The sequence below is a fragment of the Rubinisphaera italica genome (genome assembly GCF_007859715.1).
Taxonomy (GTDB): Bacteria; Planctomycetota; Planctomycetia; order Planctomycetales; family Planctomycetaceae; genus Rubinisphaera; species Rubinisphaera italica.
Window position 1 is genome coordinate 914,671 of sequence record NZ_SJPG01000001.1, and the last position, 17,071, is coordinate 931,741.

Genomic DNA, 17,071 nt, shown 5'->3' on the forward strand with positions numbered 1-17,071 from the left:
TTCAATGCCATCGAGGACATAAATCATAATTCACATCGATCATCGCATCGATGTTAGCCAGTTCGGGAACGACTCATGGCCAGTGTTCAGGAAACTCAATCATCATCGCTCGACGAGACGCAATTCTCGGAGGGTGTCGCTGCCTTTCGCGAGGCCGTTAAACCGCTCGCCTCACTCAAGTTGAGCGTCTTTCTCTTCGCCTGCGGCATCTTTCTGGTGCTGGCGGGTACGCTCGCTCAGGTTGAGAAAGATATCTGGGATGTCGTCGCCGGCTATTTCCGCTGCTGGGTCGCCTGGATCGATTTCCAGGTTTTCTTCCCGAAGACCTGGGTTCCCAATATGCAGAACATTCCGGGGGGCTTCTGGTTTCCCGGTGGCTGGATGATTGGGGGCTTGATGGCGATCAATCTCCTGACTGCTCATGCTTTGCGATTCAAAGTGCAGGCTAAAGGAACCCGCATGGTATGGGGATTGATTGTCACGGCACTGGGGATCGTCCTCACATGGGCAATGATTGAATTTGGGACCGCGCGCGAAGCGGTCTACGAAACGGCTGGTCTGGATTTCTCGACTTACTGGAATCTGCTCTGTTACGGTTTGCTCGTTCCCGCCATCGGGTGCGGAATAGCAGCCAGTTACCAGGCGAATGACAAATCCAAACGAGCTGAGTTCTACACATATTCCGTCATTGGACTCATCCTGTTGGGTGTCTCATCATTTCTGATAGCTGGTGGGGAATCGGTCCGTTTGAACAATTCCGCCATGCGTATTTTATGGCAATTGATTCAAGCAACTGTTGCGGGTGGCGTTTTATTGGGAGGCTGTTTGCTGCTGTTTAAGAAGCGAGCCGGGATCGTGTTGTTGCATGCCGGCGTGCTGTTGTTGATGGCTAACGAAGTTGTTGTTTACTCCCTGCACGATGAAGCCAATATGGTGATTGCAGAGGGTGAGACTACGAATTTTGTTCGAGATATCCGCTCTTCCGAACTGGCTGTCATCGATCATTCCGATCCGAAGGAAGATCGGCAAACTGTTGTCCCGGATAAACTACTGGTCAAAAATGTTGATGCACAGACGCCGATTTCCAGTGAGCAGTTGCCGTTCGATATTAAAGTTCGCGAGTTCGTCAAAAATGCGGATCTGAAGCCTCGCACGAAAGAGGATGATAATCCAGCCGACTTCGGATTTGGTTTGACGCATACAATCGAACCAATGAAGCCCTCTTCCGGCATGGACAGCTCAGCCGATTACGCTGGGGCCTACATCGATTTAATCGATAAGAAAACTGGCGAAACAATTCACACATTACTCGTATCGGCTCTCGCCTCTCAGGTCGATCGTCGGGATACGGTTATGATCGGCGACAAAGAATACGAAGTGGCTCTGCGTTTCAAGCAGAACTACAAACCGTTTTCAATACACCTGATCGACGTTCGCAAAGATGATTACATTGGCACCTCAACGCCAATGAACTACTCGTCTGAAATTCGCCTGGTCGATAAAACTCGCAATGAAGATCGGCACATCAAAATCTGGATGAATAATCCTCTGCGTTTTGCAGGCGAAACATTCTACCAGAGTGGATATCAGATGCTTGGGGACAAAGAAGTGACGACCCTGCAAGTCGTCACCAATGAAGGCTGGATGATTCCGTATGTCGCCTGCATGATTGTGGCGATTGGGATGTTGTATCAGTTCACGCTCACCTTGCTGCGATTCCTGAATCGTTACGCTTCCGGTCGGCTCTCTGGTATGAACGAAGCTGGCGATGAAGACGAGCATTTCGGTTCTACCGGATTCGTGACTAATTATATCCCTGCAGTCGTATTGATGGTTCTGTGCGGCTATTGGTTGGTTTCACTCTCGAAAGTACCGGCTCCTGCGGCTGATGAATTTAACTATTATGAGTTCGGGAAAATCCCCGTCGTTTATGATGGACGAATAAAACCAATCGACACCCTCGCTCGCAACACATTGCGAATTCTCAGTAACCGTGAAACAATACGTACTGAACCGGAATACGAAGACGGTGAAGATAAGTCCGATGATGAAGGCAAAAAAGCCCAGACGATTCTCGGAACGCAGTGGCTGCTCGAACTCGCTTCCGGTTCACGCAAAGCTCTTGAACGCCCAGTAATTCGCATCGACAACGACGAGATTCTTTCAACACTCAAACTCGAACGTCGAAAGTCTCATCGGTTTTCGCTGGCAGAAATTCAACCGAATATCCAGGAACTGGCCAAGGCAGCTGGGGAAGCTCGGGAACTGCAAGCCAAGTCGCCGGAATCTCTCTCAATCTATCAACGAAAATTGCTCGAACTGGAAAACAAAATCGGCCGAGTCGATCTCGTAACGCTTTCATTCATTTCACCAGCGATTGATCTCTCCAGCGACAAAGTGACTGAGCAATTCATGTTCGCACTCGCTCAAACGAAACGACTGGATGAACGTCAGCCCCCCTTGTTGATTCCTCCCGTTCCCGAGGCCATGGGACCAGAGGATGCGAATCTCAAGCGGGATCAGTGGGAAACCTATTCCAAGGCATTCTTACGCGACATTATTTATCCGGGTGCATTCAAGTCGGAACCAAATCCGTTTTCGGGGAAGTTCTCGGAAATTATTCTGGCGTACCAGGATCAGGATCCTCAGGCATTTAATCAGGCTGTGCGGGATTATCAGAAGCTGCTCAAGGAATATAAAATTGAGAAAGTCAGCGTGCCTAAATTGGCCAATGAAGCACGGTTCAATAATTTCTCACCGTTTTTCTATCCCGGTTTCCTTTACATTTTCGCTTTCGTTGTGACAGCAGTCAGTTGGATGTTGCCTCAGATCGATCGACCGGCAAACCGTGCTGCGATGGGCTTGATCCTGCTCACATTTGCAGTGCACAGTTGGGCGATCTGGATGCGAATTCAGATTTCTGGGCGACCACCCGTTACGAATTTATATTCCTCTGCCGTCTTCATTGGCTGGGCAGGCGTGCTGTTTGGTCTGATCAGTGAATGGATTTTCAAGCGGGGTATCGGAAATGTCGTCGCTGCAGTGGCCGGATTTGCTTCGCTTTGGATCGCTCATGGATTGGCAGGTGATGGTGATACCTTTACGGTTCTGCAGGCCGTACTCGATACGCAATTCTGGCTCAGTACACATGTTGTCTGTATTACTCTGGGATACACAGCAACTTTTATTGCTGGATTACTTGGCATGTATTATGTCTGTCGACGAAATCCTCTGGCGATGCTGGCGCTGATCGCTGCAGCCGGATGTGCGGTCGGTCTTAAAGAATACAATTCGATCCCTCTCGTTTTACGAAACCTGGGACCATTCCTGCTGGCAATTCCCCTGAGTATCATTCCACTGGCCCTCCTTACGGGCGCACCGCAGTTAAAATTGCCGACCTCGCTGGAGAAGCAATTGCCACGCATGATCTACGGCACACTCTGCTTCGCCTTATGGTTCAGCTTTGTAGGAACCGTTCTGGGTGGCCTATGGGCAGACGATTCCTGGGGTCGTTTCTGGGGCTGGGATCCGAAAGAAAACGGAGCCTTGATTATTGTTCTCTGGAATGCCTTGGTCCTGCACGCCCGCTGGGATCGCATCGTGGGAGATCGTGGGCTGGCGTTACTGGCCATTGGTGGAAATATTACGACTGCCTGGAGTTGGTTTGGAGTCAACGAACTTGGAGTTGGACTACACGCATACGGCTTCACCGAAGGTGTGTTATTCAATCTGTCCTTGTTTGTCTTCAGTCAACTGACGTTGATTGTGATTGGACTTTGGGGGTCATCTCCCAAACCAGAGAATTCATAATAGCAGTATACGGTCGATGAGGATAAGTAAATGATGGGGTGAGTGTCTGTTGAATTGAAGTCCCCTTATCTCTTAAAATTTCGATACTATTGAACGGGGTAGGCGAGAACAGATAAGAGCCAACTAGAGTCGATTATCAAACTTTCTTGATGTGTTGTCTGTTCAAGAGTTCTCAAAACATCTCAACACAGGAGTATTGCTAGGCGTTCTAAGGGTAAAATTGTTGGGTATTGGCAAGTTTTCCACACAAGCAATTGACATATATTGATATCAATATTAGGATGTCAGACATCTGTAAAGATGTCTTTGAAGAATTTTAGAAGGCAGATGCCGACGTCAAATATTCAGTATATTTCAATTAGTTTTGTGAAGGGAGAGTTATGGCTTCAGAGCAATTCTGGTCGCGTAAAGGGTTCACACTGATTGAACTTCTCGTTGTTATAGCAATTATTGCTATATTAGTGGCATTGCTACTTCCGGCAGTACAACAAGCTAGAGAAGCAGCGAGGAGGAGTCAATGCAAGAACAATCTTAAGCAGATTGGATTGGCGCTGCATAACTACCATGAGGTGGATTCAATTTTGAAATGCACGGGTTGATGGAAAAAGAGTGACATTCGTGAGATGGTTTGTTTTGACCAAACGACCATCAATCCTACTAAGAAGAAATCACGAATGTCACACACGCATCTTACTGCTGAGGAACGTGATTCCATAGCGCACATGCACGCCCTGGGACACTCTCGAATAGAAATTGCGCGCGAGTTATCCCGAGACCCCAGCACGATCTCCCGAGAACTGCGGCGGAATTCGGATGCGACCGGGAAGTATTTCGCCGGGAAAGCCGACCGCAAAGCGCGACGGCGTCGACAACTCTGCAAACTCCCCTGGAAACTCAACCACGCTCCGCTCAAAGAATTCCTGCTCGATAAGTTGTCTCTCAAGTGGTCGCCGGAACAGATTGCAGGTCAACTCTTGCGACTGCATCCTCGGGAGGCCAGAATGCGAATATCCATTGAGACGATTTACGCCTGGATCAAAGCAAACAAAAAGCAGGGCGGCAACATCTACAGGCAGCTGCGTCAATCGAGAAAGAAACGCCGCAAACGCTACGGCACAGGGATCTCCAGACGATGCGACCCGACCAAAAAGCCAATGGATCAGCGACCGGTTTCTGCACGCAATCGTTCGCGGATCGGGCACTGGGAATCGGATACCATCGAGGGTCAAAAGGGGACCGGCTACATTGTCACGCATGTCGAACGCAAGACCGGCTATCTTGTGGCGAGCTATCTGCCGGACAAGAAAGCATCGACGTTGAACGCGGCTTCGGTGTTTGCGTTTGAGGGGTTGCCATCGTCATTGATTCGAACTTTGACGACGGACAACGGGAGTGAGTTTTCGGGTCATCGAGAGTTGGAGCAAGCCCTGCATTGTGCGATCTATTTTGCTCCGGCTCGCCAGCCGTGGCAACGCGGCCAGAATGAGAACACCAACGGGCTTCTGCGGCAATACTTCCTGAAGGGGAGCGATTTCCGTAAACTGAAAGCCGAGGATATTCAAGCGGCTGTGATGGAGTTGAACAACCGGCCTCGCAAAAAGTACCAATTCAAATCACCACACGAACTGTTCGAACCCAAAACCCGTGCATTTCAAAATTGAATCCACCTGATTCCCATTCCAAGTTTCCCCCTGGAATGCAATATCGGGTGACGTCATCAAGGTCGAATATTCGGCAGTCTTTCTTTATTCACCTTTATCCATTCCTTGAGCAGTCTGCGGCTTATGATCAATATAACTTCAATGTGAATTGGCATGACGCCACTAATACGCCCGTACGAGTTCTGCATGTCCCTGTAATGATTTGTCCAACCGACAAGACTGAACTCTGGACGACTGATGCTAGCACAAGTATTCGGGGAAATTACGGGCTCAACTGGGGCAAGGGGACATGGTCAGACCGTGACGGCGACGGCACTGCCGAGAGCAGTGGCGGGACCATTGATAGTTTTCGTCCAAGTTCTCCTCCTTTCGGTAACTGTTTTGGGGCAAGGATTGCTAACATGAGGGATGGGACAAGCAATACGCTGCTCGTGATGGAAATGGTTCAGATGTATTCTGGGGATAATGATTTTCGAGGCTGGTTCTGGAATGATGAGCCAGATGCCTACAGTATTTATACGCGATTGACGCCAAACACTTCCGCTCCAGATATCGTTCCGCGCTGTGTGAACCGGCCTTTGGAGAATCAGCCCTGTGTCACCGCTAGCTCAAACCCAAATTCTGTGAGCGTCGCCTCCAGGAGTATGCATGCCGGTGGTGTTCAGGTTCTACTGGGTGATGGAGCAGTTCGATTCATTTCTGACAATATCTCTCTGGAGATTTATCAGGGGCTCTCGACAATGAACGGCAAAGAGGTGATCGGTGAGTTTTAATTCGCCATGGCATTGCTCGCTGGTTCATTCTCAAGTGAGGAGCCGGGGTAGTCAGATCCTGGCGGGTTTGTCCAAGTAAATTTCAGGGGAGTCGATATCGTGAATAGTTGCGTATGGGGCGTACTTCTGTCTGTGTGCTCGATGTTGTTTATGGGTTGTGGCGGAGATGGTATCAATCGCGTGGATGTCGAAGGCAAGGTTACGCTCGATGGTGCTCCCTTAAACGAAGGCGCATCGGTGACGTTTATTCCAATAGGGTCAGGGCCTGCTGCTGGAGCTGTGATCGAGGGCGATCAGTACTCCATACTTGGTGACCGAGCGCCAGGTCCTGGTGAGTATCGGGTCGAGATACGATCCCCGCGTCCAACAGGCAAGCAGGTATTGGGGACCGATGGCGTTACGATGGAGCCCTCCTTTGAGGAGGCCGTGCCAGAAAAATATAACACCAACTCAGAACTGAAGGCTAATCTCAGTTCAGGCGAAAAGAATACGATTGATTTTATCTTGACGAAATAGTCTTGAGTTTGCGAGCTTTGCCGCTCCGAATTCTACGGCAAGATTATTATTACTATTCCGTATAATTCATTGAAAGTGAAAGACTCACATGTCGTATCAACAAAGCAAAGCCCGGCTCGGCTTTACATTAATCGAGCTTCTTGTGGTGATCGCAATCATAGCCATACTGGTCGCCTTGTTGTTGCCAGCAGTGCAGCAGGCCAGGGAAGCGGCTCGTAGAAGCCAATGTAAGAATAATCTGAAGCAGATTGGGTTGGCGCTGCATAATTATCATGACACCCACGGACGGTTCCCGATGAACTGCATTATTGCATCAGGAACTTGGGGAGTTGATCATGCAACTCACAAGGGGAGCCCCTTCGTAAAATTGCTTCCTTTTCTAGAGCAGGGACCATTGTTCGATAGTTGTGATTTCGACCGGGATACTGTACTTCATAGCGTGACTCCGGATGGCAAACCAGTTCACTCTGTTGTCATTTCGGCATTGATTTGCCCCTCGGATGATCATGACGGCATCTGGACTGGTGGTGCAACACATACGACCGATTCCAATGGGCAGCGGCGTGCGTTGGCGAACTACTCTTTCAGTATGGGAAGTCAGGCCAACAGCCCGTGTGGTACTCATAATAATTACTTTGGGAATGGTCCAACGGTACGAGGAGACTCACTGGACAGTAAGAATATTTCCGGAGTCTTCAGCCACTGGGCTTGGGCTGCCAAATTCAAGGATGTGCGTGATGGAACATCCAATACGATCGCGCTGGGCGAAATTCGCCCCCGATGTGCAAATCATACTCGTGATGGCTGGATGGCAGAAAACGCATTGTATACTGGGACAGGAGTCGCAATTAATTTCAATACCTGCGAGGGAGAGCCGGGCACGGGAACCGGGTGTAATCAGTATACAGGGCAGTGGGGGGCTTCCCAGGGATTCAAATCCAGTCATGATGGAGGAGCCCAATTCCTTTTGTGCGACGGCTCTGTACATTTTCTGAGCGAAAATATTGATATGGTGACATATCAGAAGTTGGGCGACCGCCGAGATGCTCAACCGCTTGGTGAATTTTAATGGGAGTCGCTTAGCGACAGGTCAGAATGTGAATTCTGAGTCTGCATTTAAATTTCACGCTGTGTAGGGGAGTTTCTAAGGTGTTGAAGTTGAAGATTCTAAGTCTGGGGATTCTGCTCCTGGCTGGCTGTGGTGGTGCAACTGATCGAGATGCGACTTACTCCGTTAAGGGGAAAGTGATCTATAATGGTTCTCCGGTGGCTCAGGCAAATGTCATGTTTGTGCCTGAAAATGGACGCCCAGCCTCTGGTACGAGTGATGATCAGGGTGAGTTCACATTGACAACATACACAAGTGGTGATGGAGCCCAGCCTGGAGAGCATCAGGTGCTGGTGACTAAGTTAGAGCCCGCTTCACCCAATGATCCCTATGCGACCAGAAAGTCGCTGGTTCCAGAAAAGTATGGAGAACTCAAAACATCACCTTTGAAACAATCGATTAACACTGGAGATAATTCTGAGATTACAATTGAACTTAAAGATTGATTGCTGGTTACAGCGTCCAATAACGTTTTGTAACAGTTCTTTAACTGGGAGCTTAAGGAGGACTTTAAATGGAGGATTCTGTGAGAAATTATTGTTCTCACACGCTCCCTGTTTAGATGAAAGTCGTAAATCTCTTACCCAAAGAGGTGACGACGTATAATGCTTCAATCAAACCATTCGTCCCCACAAAATAATGGTCATGTCAGTGACTACTGCCTCGCAGTTTTCACTGCCGTCATTAGTTCCTCATAAATCCCTACGCAAGCTAACTGCTTCGGAATATTGACTTTAGACATTCTTTAAAATGTCCACTTCCTCTGAATTCTCACTTAAATAATTAATTCTGTTTAAAACAATACAATACTGAATAGCAATAACATGCCTTGTCGCTCATCAGGCACACTTGAGTAAAAAGTTGAAAGAGGTCCTTTTCAAATCACTGGCATGATGTATCAGTAGTCAGGAATAATCTTTTTATACAGGCGGTTTATTGGAGATCATCATGAGTTCAAGCTTAAAGCCATCTCGGCGAAAGTCTTCTGTCGATCAAGTGGTTGAGCGGATTCGCGATGTGATCCAGAAGCAAAAGCTGACTGCTGGAGCACGCTTGCCGGGTGAATTGGAACTGGTTGAACAATTGCAGGTAAGCCGTTCGGTGTTGCGTGAGGCGCTTGCCCGGTTGCAGGGTTTAGGGCTGGTCGAAATTCAACGAGGCAACGGGACTTTTGTTGCTGGAAAAGAAAAACTGGCTCATTGCGTGCAATTGTTGCAATCTGCCGTCACCCTTGCACCTCGGGAATTACTTTCTTATGCCGAGCTCAGGGCAGCTATTGAAGTGCAAGCCGTTCGTCTGGCAGCCGAGCGTGCTAGTGAAGACGATCTATCAGATTTGCGAACGCTCCTCAAAGAACTCGATTCTATTGACCGACCCTACGAAGAATTGCTTGATGTCGACTTCCGTTTTCATCGTCGAATATTAGAAACTGCTCAAAACGCGTTGATGCAGAATCTGATGGAAGTGATCTACGAATTTGTCGTCACTCAAATGGCTAAGACGACACCATCTCCTCGTGAGAATAAATTGGGGCGTCGTCTCCATCGCGAGATTTTTGCCTCCATCGAATCTCACGACCCCGATACCGCAGAACGGGTAATGCGAGAGCACATGGAAGTCGTCTTGAATCGATTAAAAAAGGAGGCCGGGGTATGAAGTTTCATCGGACTCTTTGCGTTCTTGCAATTTGCGTTTCAACGACCCTGACAATCTGTTCTTCGCTCATCGCTGACGAAACGCATATCGATTTTAAGAAGCAGATTGCACCTATCTTTGTGGAACATTGTCTCCGCTGTCATTCTCCCGGTATCGATAAGGGAGATCTTTCGCTGGATACGATTGAGGATCTGAAAGCCAATGATTACCTCATTGCTGGCGACCCCAACAGCAGCTATATGATGGATTTGGTCACTTCACACAATGGTGAGCCCGCTACAATGCCAAAGGGGGCAGAGCCGCTTTCCGATGATGATGTGACCTTGCTTCGAAAATGGATTCAACAGGGAGCGATCTGGCCGGATGACGTTGTGTTGAAAGAGAAGTCTAAAGCGGATTATTCCTGGTGGTCGTTACAGCCGCTTCGTCATATTAAAAATTCGCCAGAGTTACACATTGACGATTTCTTAAAAGCGAAGCTCAGTGAGAATGGTCTCTCGTTGAGTCCCCAGGCTGATCGTCGGACATTAATACGACGGCTCTCTTTCGATTTGCACGGCCTGCCTCCCACACCCGAGGACGTGCAAGAGTTTGTGAACGATCCGGATCCGGATGCCTACACGAAGTTAGTCGATCGTATGTTGGACTCGCCGCACTACGGCGAGCGTTATGCGCAGCACTGGCTGGACCTGGCACACTATGCCGATACGCATGGTTTTGAACGCGATAAACGCCGCGATAGTGCGTGGCGGTATCGAGACTACGTGATTAACTCCCTCAACAAAGACAAGCCTTACGATCGATTCCTGCAAGAACAAATTGCCGGGGATGTCTTATGGCCCGAGGATGAGCATGCTGTCATCGCGACAGGTTTTCTGGCAGCAGGGCCTTGGGATTTCGTCGGTCAGGTTGAAACAAAAAGCGAGGAACTGAGAAGGTCGGCGCGGTCTCTCGATCTGGATGATATGGCGACGCAAGTCATGACCAGCACGATGGCCACAACGATCAACTGCTGTCGCTGCCACGATCACAAGCTCGATCCCATTACCCAGGAAGAGTATTACCAGCTACGAGCGGTATTCGCGGGGATTAAGCGTGAAGATCGTGTCGCCAGTGATGGAGCAATGCGTCGCTATGAAAATAGCAAAACCGAATTGACCAGACAATTAAATAAAATTGACAATGAAATTGGCAGACTGGAAGGTTCCGGCCTTAATCTCGCCGACATGGTCGGTGGCGGCAATGGACTGGGTATTGGAACTTTCCGAAAGGGAATTGATGCACGCAGCGGTGAAATTCAAGTCCGCAACTTAAGTGGTCTTGAAAACGTTGTGACAAACAATTTTGTTACCACCAGTTCAGAATTCATCGATGGAGTTTTCATTCCAGATGGGCAAGATGGTAATACTGAAATCACTGTCAGTTCGACTGGGCTGACGGTTTCCCGTTTGAATAAAACATCGGGTGCCGCATGGGATCTCATTCGAAATGGACCCGTTGCCAGTCAGCATTCGCCAGAGTTGGGCGGCATCGACTTCACAAAAGAGGGACACAGTCTGCTTGGACTGCATGCGAACTCGGGGATTACCTTTGATGTTGAAGCCATCCGCAAAGTTCATCGGAAAACAAATCTGCGATTCACAGCAAAGGTCGGATATTTTGGTGCTGCGGGTGGCTTTCGCGCTGATGCATGGATTTTTCTTGACGGAAATTTGGTCAAGAAGTTTTTGCAACTGGGACGCGATCAGGGCCTGCAGGAGATCGATCTCGAAATTCCACTCACGTCAAGATTCCTGACGCTCGTTTCCACAGATGGTGGAAATGGATACGGGCACGATCAAATCGGGTTTGGCGATCCCGTTTTGAAGCCGGATGAATCCGCTGAGTTGAGTACGGAAGATCAGCAGCGATTAACAGACCTGCGACTCGAACGAATCTCGACTCAGCAGCAACTTTCTTCGCTCAAAGCACCGCCGAAATTTTATGGTGTGGTTGCAAAGAAAGACTCAACTCCAGTGTACTTACTGACTCGTGGTGATTCCGAGTCGCCCTCAGGTCCACCGCTTGCGCCGGGAGCACTGAAATCGCTTTCGATGCTGGAGCCTGATTTAGGGACTCTTGATTCAGCGGAAGGCGAACGCCGTGTGGCTTTGGCGAATTGGATCACGCATTCAGAGAATCCACTCACGCCGCGGGTGATCGTGAATCGGTTGTGGCATTGGCACTTTGGGCAGGGAATCGTCAATACACCCAGCGACTTCGGTTTCGGCGGCGATCGCCCCTCGCATCCTGAATTGCTCGACTGGCTCGCGATGCGACTCCAGCAGGAAGGCTGGTCGCTCAAGGCGATGCACCGGCTGATTCTCAACAGCGAAACATACAAACAACGATCACGACATAATGAGGATGCAGCCGGCATGATGATCGATTCTGACAATCGATTTCTCTGGCGACAGAACCCACGGCGACTCGAAGCCGAAGCAATTCGGGATGCTGTCTTGATGGTGAGTGGCAGTCTGAATTCAGAGCGTGGTGGTCCCGGTTTTGAAGACTTCACTTACCAGGAAGCTTACGCACCGATCTATCAATACATCACCGCAGATGAGCCGGCTCTCTTTCGACGCAGTATCTACCGTTATATCGTCCGCACGCCGCCGGATCGTTTTTTGACGACATTAGATTGCCCCGATCCCGCCAATTTGACGGCTAAGCGGATGACAACGACAACGCCGCTGCAATCTCTTGCGCTGTACAACAACGATTTCATGCTGCGGCAGGCGCGATATTTTGCCCGACGCGTTGAAACAGAAGCGGGCGAGGATGTTGCCGGGCAAGTGAACCGGGCTTTTGAATTGTCACTTTGTCGACTGCCGCAGGGGCAGGAGCAGCAATTCGCGATTTCATTTGTCAAACAATACGGACTATTCGCTCTTTGTCGATCACTCTTTAACACCAATGAGTTTTTGTATGTCGATTAACAACTCCAAGCGGACAACCTGTTCAATTCAGTGCCATCAGCGATGTTGGTGGCAAACTGCAATCGTAATCTTAATTCCGACACTATCTTTGTTCGTGACTTCAGGGGCTACGCAAGCCGTGGACTTTGTCAATGATATCGAGCCCATTCTGCAGGCTCATTGTATTGATTGTCATGGGCCGGACGATCAAAGCAGTCAGTTTCGAGTCGACAAACTGGCGAACTTACTCCGTGGCGGGAACTCCGGGGAACCAGCGGTCGTGCCGGGCGATCCCGCAGCCAGCTTTTTATTGAAACTGATCCGGCACGAGGAACCGGAACGCACGATGCCTCCGGATGACAAACTATCCGATCAGCAGATTGATCTGATTGCCCAGTGGATTCAAGCCGGAGCAAAAACCCCCGATCATTATGGGCCTCCAGAAGACGTTCAGGAACTCACTCACTGGTCATTCCAGCCCGTCAAACGCTCAGACAAATTCTACAGCATCGACGAATTCATTGAGCATCAACTTCAAGAGAACGCTTTGGAGATGTCGCCTGAAGCAGAACGCCGGGTGCAGATTCGTCGGTTGTATCTCATCATGCTCGGCTTGCCACCAACACCGGAACAGGTGGATGACTTTGTGAACAATACCGATGAGCGGGCCTGGTCGAATCTCGTTGAACAAGCACTGGCCAGCCCACATTATGGCGAACGCTGGGCGAGCTATTGGTTGGATCTGGTGCGGTTTGGGGAAACGCATGGCTTCGAAACGAATCGCGAGCGCCCCGGTGCCTGGCGCTATCGGGACTGGGTGATCTCTGCATTGAATCAGGACAAACCGTACGATCAATTTGTGCGTGAGCAACTTGCCGGAGATTCGCTCGGCTCTCCTGTCGGAACTAGCTTTCTGGTTGCGGGGCCATACGATCAGGTTAAAGGATCGGACCCGAAGTTGTCGCAAATCCAGCGGATGAATGAACTCGATGACATGATCAATACGACTGGCACTGCGTTGCTGGGCCTGACGACTGGATGTGCGCGATGTCATAATCATAAGTTCGATCCGATCAGCCAGAAAGATTATTACGCGATGCAGGCCATCTTCGCGGGTGTCAATCATGGGGAAGCTGCGTTGCCTCTAGCTGAAAACGTGCAGCAGGAAGTTGATTCGCTGCAGCGGGAGAAAACAGAGTTGGAAGCCTCTCTGGCAAAATTCATCCCCAAGGATCAACTCCCTCCAGTTTCAGCCAAGCACAATGTGGAGATATTTACTCCACGCGAAGCCAAATTCGTTCGCTTTACGATTAATGGGACTAATGGGGGTCAGGCTTGCATTGATGAACTCGAAGTATTTTCAGATCAGCAAAACGTCGCACTGGCGAGTCGCGGAGCAGTAGCCACTTCGTCCGGTGATTTCGTGCATCCTTTGCATAGTCTTGAACACATTAATGATGGAAAATATGGCAACGCGAACAGCTGGATTTCAGCACAAGTGCGTGACGGATGGGTTCAGATTGAATTTCCTGAACCTGTTCTGATTGATCGGATCGAATGGGCGCGCGATCGAGAGGAAAAATATTCTGATCGAGTAGCGATTGATTATCGAATCGAATCAGCCGTCGATTCAGAGTCTTGGCAACTCGTCGCTTCATCAGAAGATCGTTTATCACCCGGAAATTCGAGCGAAACAAAATATGATTTCTCTAATGTTTCTGAAGCCGAATCACGCACGGGGAAGCAATCGTTGCAGCGATTGGCGGAAATCAAGAAACGCATGGTGAATTTTAAAACGGGAAACAAAGCCTGGATTGGTCGTTTTTCTCAACCTGGGAAGACGCATCGGCTGTATCGTGGCGAGCCGGATGCAAAACGGGAAGTGGTTGGGCCGGATGCCATTGAAGTCTTTACCTCTTTGAACTTGGAGGTCGGTGCCAAAGAGAAGGAGCGTCGGCTGGCGTTTGCGAACTGGGTGACTGACCCCGAGAATCCGCTCACTGCTCGAGTGATCGTCAATCGATTATGGCAGTTTCATTTTGGTACAGGAATTGTCGATACGCCAAGCGATTTTGGCTTGAACGGCACACCGCCAACTCATCCCGAATTGCTCGACTGGCTTGCCAGTGAACTTGTCGAAAATGATTGGTCATTGAAGCATATTCATCGACTGATTCTTAATTCCAAAACCTGGAGGCAAGACAACAAACCTCGGGGCCAGTCGTTGCACGTCGATGCGAATTCGCGACTGTTGTGGCGGTTTCCTCCGCGACGTTTGGAAGCCGAGCCTATTCGCGATTCAATTTTATCGGTCAGCGGGAAGATTCAACTGGACCGTGCGGGAGGCCCGGGTTTCAGTGCTTTTGAAGTCGAGTTGGAAAACGTGCGTCACTATCACCCGAAAGAAAGCTTCGGGCCTGAAGATTGGCGACGCATGATTTACATGACCAAAGTTCGTCAGGAAAAAGATGGCGTATTCGGGGCCTTCGATTGTCCCGATGCAAGCATGGTGGTACCGCAGCGAAGTCGATCGACAACTCCTTTACAGGCGCTCAACTTGCTCAACAGCCCGTTTATCATGCAGCAGGCTGAGTTCTTCGCCGAGCGATTGCAGCAGGAAGCCGAGCAGCCGGAAGATCAAATCGTTCGCGCCTGGCGACTCTGTTTTCAGCGAACTCCAACTGCAGCTGAGGTCAACGAGAGTGCAGCCTTCATTCAAAAGGAAGGTCTGGTGCAATTTGCACGGGCAATGTTGAACACAAACGAGTTCGTGTTCATTCCGTAATTAAATACTGAAGTCAGGCGAGAGAATATTCTCTGTCTGCAATAAATAGCTGAGGTGAAACGATGAATTCACTATTAAATCGACGAAACTTTCTCACTGGCACCACGGCAGGATTGAGCAGTATCGCGCTGGCCAGTCTGTTGCACGATCAGAAATTGCTGGCAGCATCGAGTGGTCCTATTCGTCCTGCGGTTGATGCGGCTCATCCGTACGCCGCTCGGCAGCCGCATCATGAGGCTGCCGCAAAGAATGTTCTCGTTATCTTCTGTTCGGGAGCCTGCAGTCAGATCGATACGTTCGACTACAAGCCAGAGTTGATCAAACGACATGGTCAACCGATGCCGGGAGCTGAGGATATTGTGACGTTCCAGGGCAAGCAGGGGATGTTGACGAAGAGTCCCTGGGAATTCAAACCTCGTGGGGAATCGGGAAAGATGATTTCCGAGTTATTACCGCAGATGGCCGAATTTGCCGACGACATGTGTTTTCTGCATTCACTTACAGGCAAAACAAACACTCACGGCCCCGGCGAGAATTTCATGTCAACGGGTTATACCCTCGATGGATTCCCCAGTATGGGAGCGTGGACGACGTGGGCACTGGGGACTGAAAACCAGAATTTGCCCGCTTATGTCGCCATTTCTGATCCCCGTGGCACGCCGCAAGCGAGTGTCAATAACTGGGGACCCGGCTTTTTACCAGCTGCTTTTCAGGGAACTGAGTTTAATGCCGTCAAGCCGTTACAGAATTTATCGGTCCCACCGGGTACCAGCACAAAAACAGATCGAGCAACACGCAATTTTCTGAAGAGTGTCAACGAACGGCATCTGGAGCAGTTCCCCGGAGACTCGGAATTGGCTGCCCGGATCTCAAGTTATGAACTGGCAGCCCGCATGCAATTGAGTGTGCCTGAAGTGACCGATCTATCGACAGAAACCAGTGCCACTTTGAAAGAATATGGAGCCGATGATTCGAGCAATCCTCTGAAAGCCAAGTTTGCCAATAACTGCATCTTGGCGCGACGCCTGATCGAAAAAGGAGTCCGCTTTGTGCAATTGTTTAATGGTGCCTATCAAACTGGAGGGGAGGGGGTCAGTAACTGGGATGGTCATAAGGCGATTGTCGACCAGTACAATAAACATGGTCCTGTTCTTGATCAGCCATGTGCCGCGTTATTGCGTGATATGAAGCGTCGTGGTTTGTTGAAAGATACTTTGGTGGTGTGGATGACAGAATTCGGTCGGATGCCCACTTTTCAAGCGGGGGCAAGTGGTCGAGATCATAATCCCGATGGTTTCACGGCCTGGATGATGGGAGCAGGCGTGAAAGCTCCCTTCACTTACGGAGCAACTGACGAGTTCAGTTACAAAGCCGTCGAAAACGTGACCACGGTTTACGATTTCCATGCCACAATTCTGCATCTACTGGGTCTCAATCACGAACAATTGACTTATTACCACAATGGTTTTGAACGCAGACTCACCGATGTGCACGGCCATGTGATTCGAGATGTCCTGGCTTAGAAGGCAACTCATACAGATAAGGAATGTTTAGCAGAACTGATTTTTTGAACCACAGAGACACAGAGGGCACAGAGAATTTTGAAGGAGTAAGATCCGTAATGACCAAGCATTCGAAATGGGTATAAGCTTTGATTAAACAAGTATTCTCCGTGCACTCTGTGTCTCTGTGGTTTTAATCTTTCTCAGATTCGTTCATTCGGTTTATGAGGTCTGATCCAGCATAAGGAAATAGATTTTAGCGGTTCAATGTCAATCACCATTGAAGTGAGACCAGTATTCTTA

The 17,071-nt window shown here is 49.5% G+C and carries 10 protein-coding genes and 1 pseudogene; all 11 read left to right on the top strand.

Annotation, left to right across the window (positions count from 1 at the left end; all coding sequences use genetic code 11):
• The first annotated feature begins 75 nt into the window (after nt 1-75).
• The 11 genes and pseudogenes from ccsA to Pan54_RS03605 all read left to right on the top strand — a co-directional run bounded on the left by ccsA (nt 76) and on the right by Pan54_RS03605 (nt 16,789).
• On the top strand, nt 76-3,810 hold the full coding sequence (ccsA, locus tag Pan54_RS03555) for a cytochrome c biogenesis protein (RefSeq protein ID WP_146502196.1): 3,735 nt from the start codon (nt 76-78) through the stop codon (nt 3,808-3,810).
• 380 nt (nt 3,811-4,190) lie between these two features.
• A pseudogene (locus tag Pan54_RS26525) lies at nt 4,191-4,391 on the top strand (type II secretion system protein); the annotation flags it as partial.
• 93 nt (nt 4,392-4,484) lie between these two features.
• Entirely contained in the window at nt 4,485-5,471 is a 987-nt protein-coding gene (locus Pan54_RS03565; protein ID WP_165441826.1) for an IS30 family transposase, read from the top strand.
• The gene (locus Pan54_RS03570; protein ID WP_261343166.1) at nt 5,468-6,244 is read left to right on the top strand and encodes a DUF1559 domain-containing protein; all 777 of its coding nucleotides are present in this window, start codon (nt 5,468-5,470) and stop codon (nt 6,242-6,244) included. The genes Pan54_RS03565 and Pan54_RS03570 overlap by 4 nt, the downstream gene beginning before the upstream one ends.
• Before the next feature lie 150 nt (nt 6,245-6,394).
• Entirely contained in the window at nt 6,395-6,760 is a 366-nt protein-coding gene (locus Pan54_RS03575) for a hypothetical protein (protein WP_165441565.1), read from the top strand.
• 88 nt (nt 6,761-6,848) lie between these two features.
• Nucleotides 6,849-7,829: a DUF1559 domain-containing protein gene (locus tag Pan54_RS03580; protein ID WP_146502199.1), complete on the top strand. Its 981-nt coding sequence runs from the start codon at nt 6,849-6,851 to the stop codon at nt 7,827-7,829.
• Nucleotides 7,830-7,909: 80 nt separating this feature from the next.
• Nucleotides 7,910-8,314 (top strand): carboxypeptidase-like regulatory domain-containing protein, encoded by a 405-nt coding sequence (locus tag Pan54_RS03585; RefSeq protein WP_146502200.1) that lies wholly within the window; start codon nt 7,910-7,912, stop codon nt 8,312-8,314.
• 502 nt (nt 8,315-8,816) lie between these two features.
• Entirely contained in the window at nt 8,817-9,524 is a 708-nt protein-coding gene (locus tag Pan54_RS03590; protein ID WP_146502201.1) for a FadR/GntR family transcriptional regulator, read from the top strand.
• A complete protein-coding gene (locus Pan54_RS03595; RefSeq protein WP_146502202.1) occupies nt 9,521-12,502 on the top strand; it encodes a DUF1553 domain-containing protein in 2,982 nt (993 codons plus the stop codon). Before Pan54_RS03590 ends, Pan54_RS03595 begins: the two co-directional genes overlap by 4 nt.
• Before the next feature lie 118 nt (nt 12,503-12,620).
• Nucleotides 12,621-15,266, top strand: a complete 2,646-nt coding sequence (locus Pan54_RS03600; RefSeq protein WP_207310030.1) for a PSD1 and planctomycete cytochrome C domain-containing protein — start codon at nt 12,621-12,623, stop codon at nt 15,264-15,266.
• Between the two features lie 62 nt (nt 15,267-15,328).
• Nucleotides 15,329-16,789 carry a DUF1501 domain-containing protein gene (locus tag Pan54_RS03605; protein ID WP_146502204.1) on the top strand — a complete coding sequence of 487 codons (1,461 nt, stop codon included), beginning with the start codon at nt 15,329-15,331 and terminating at the stop codon, nt 16,787-16,789.
• Nucleotides 16,790-17,071: the final 282 nt, after the last annotated feature.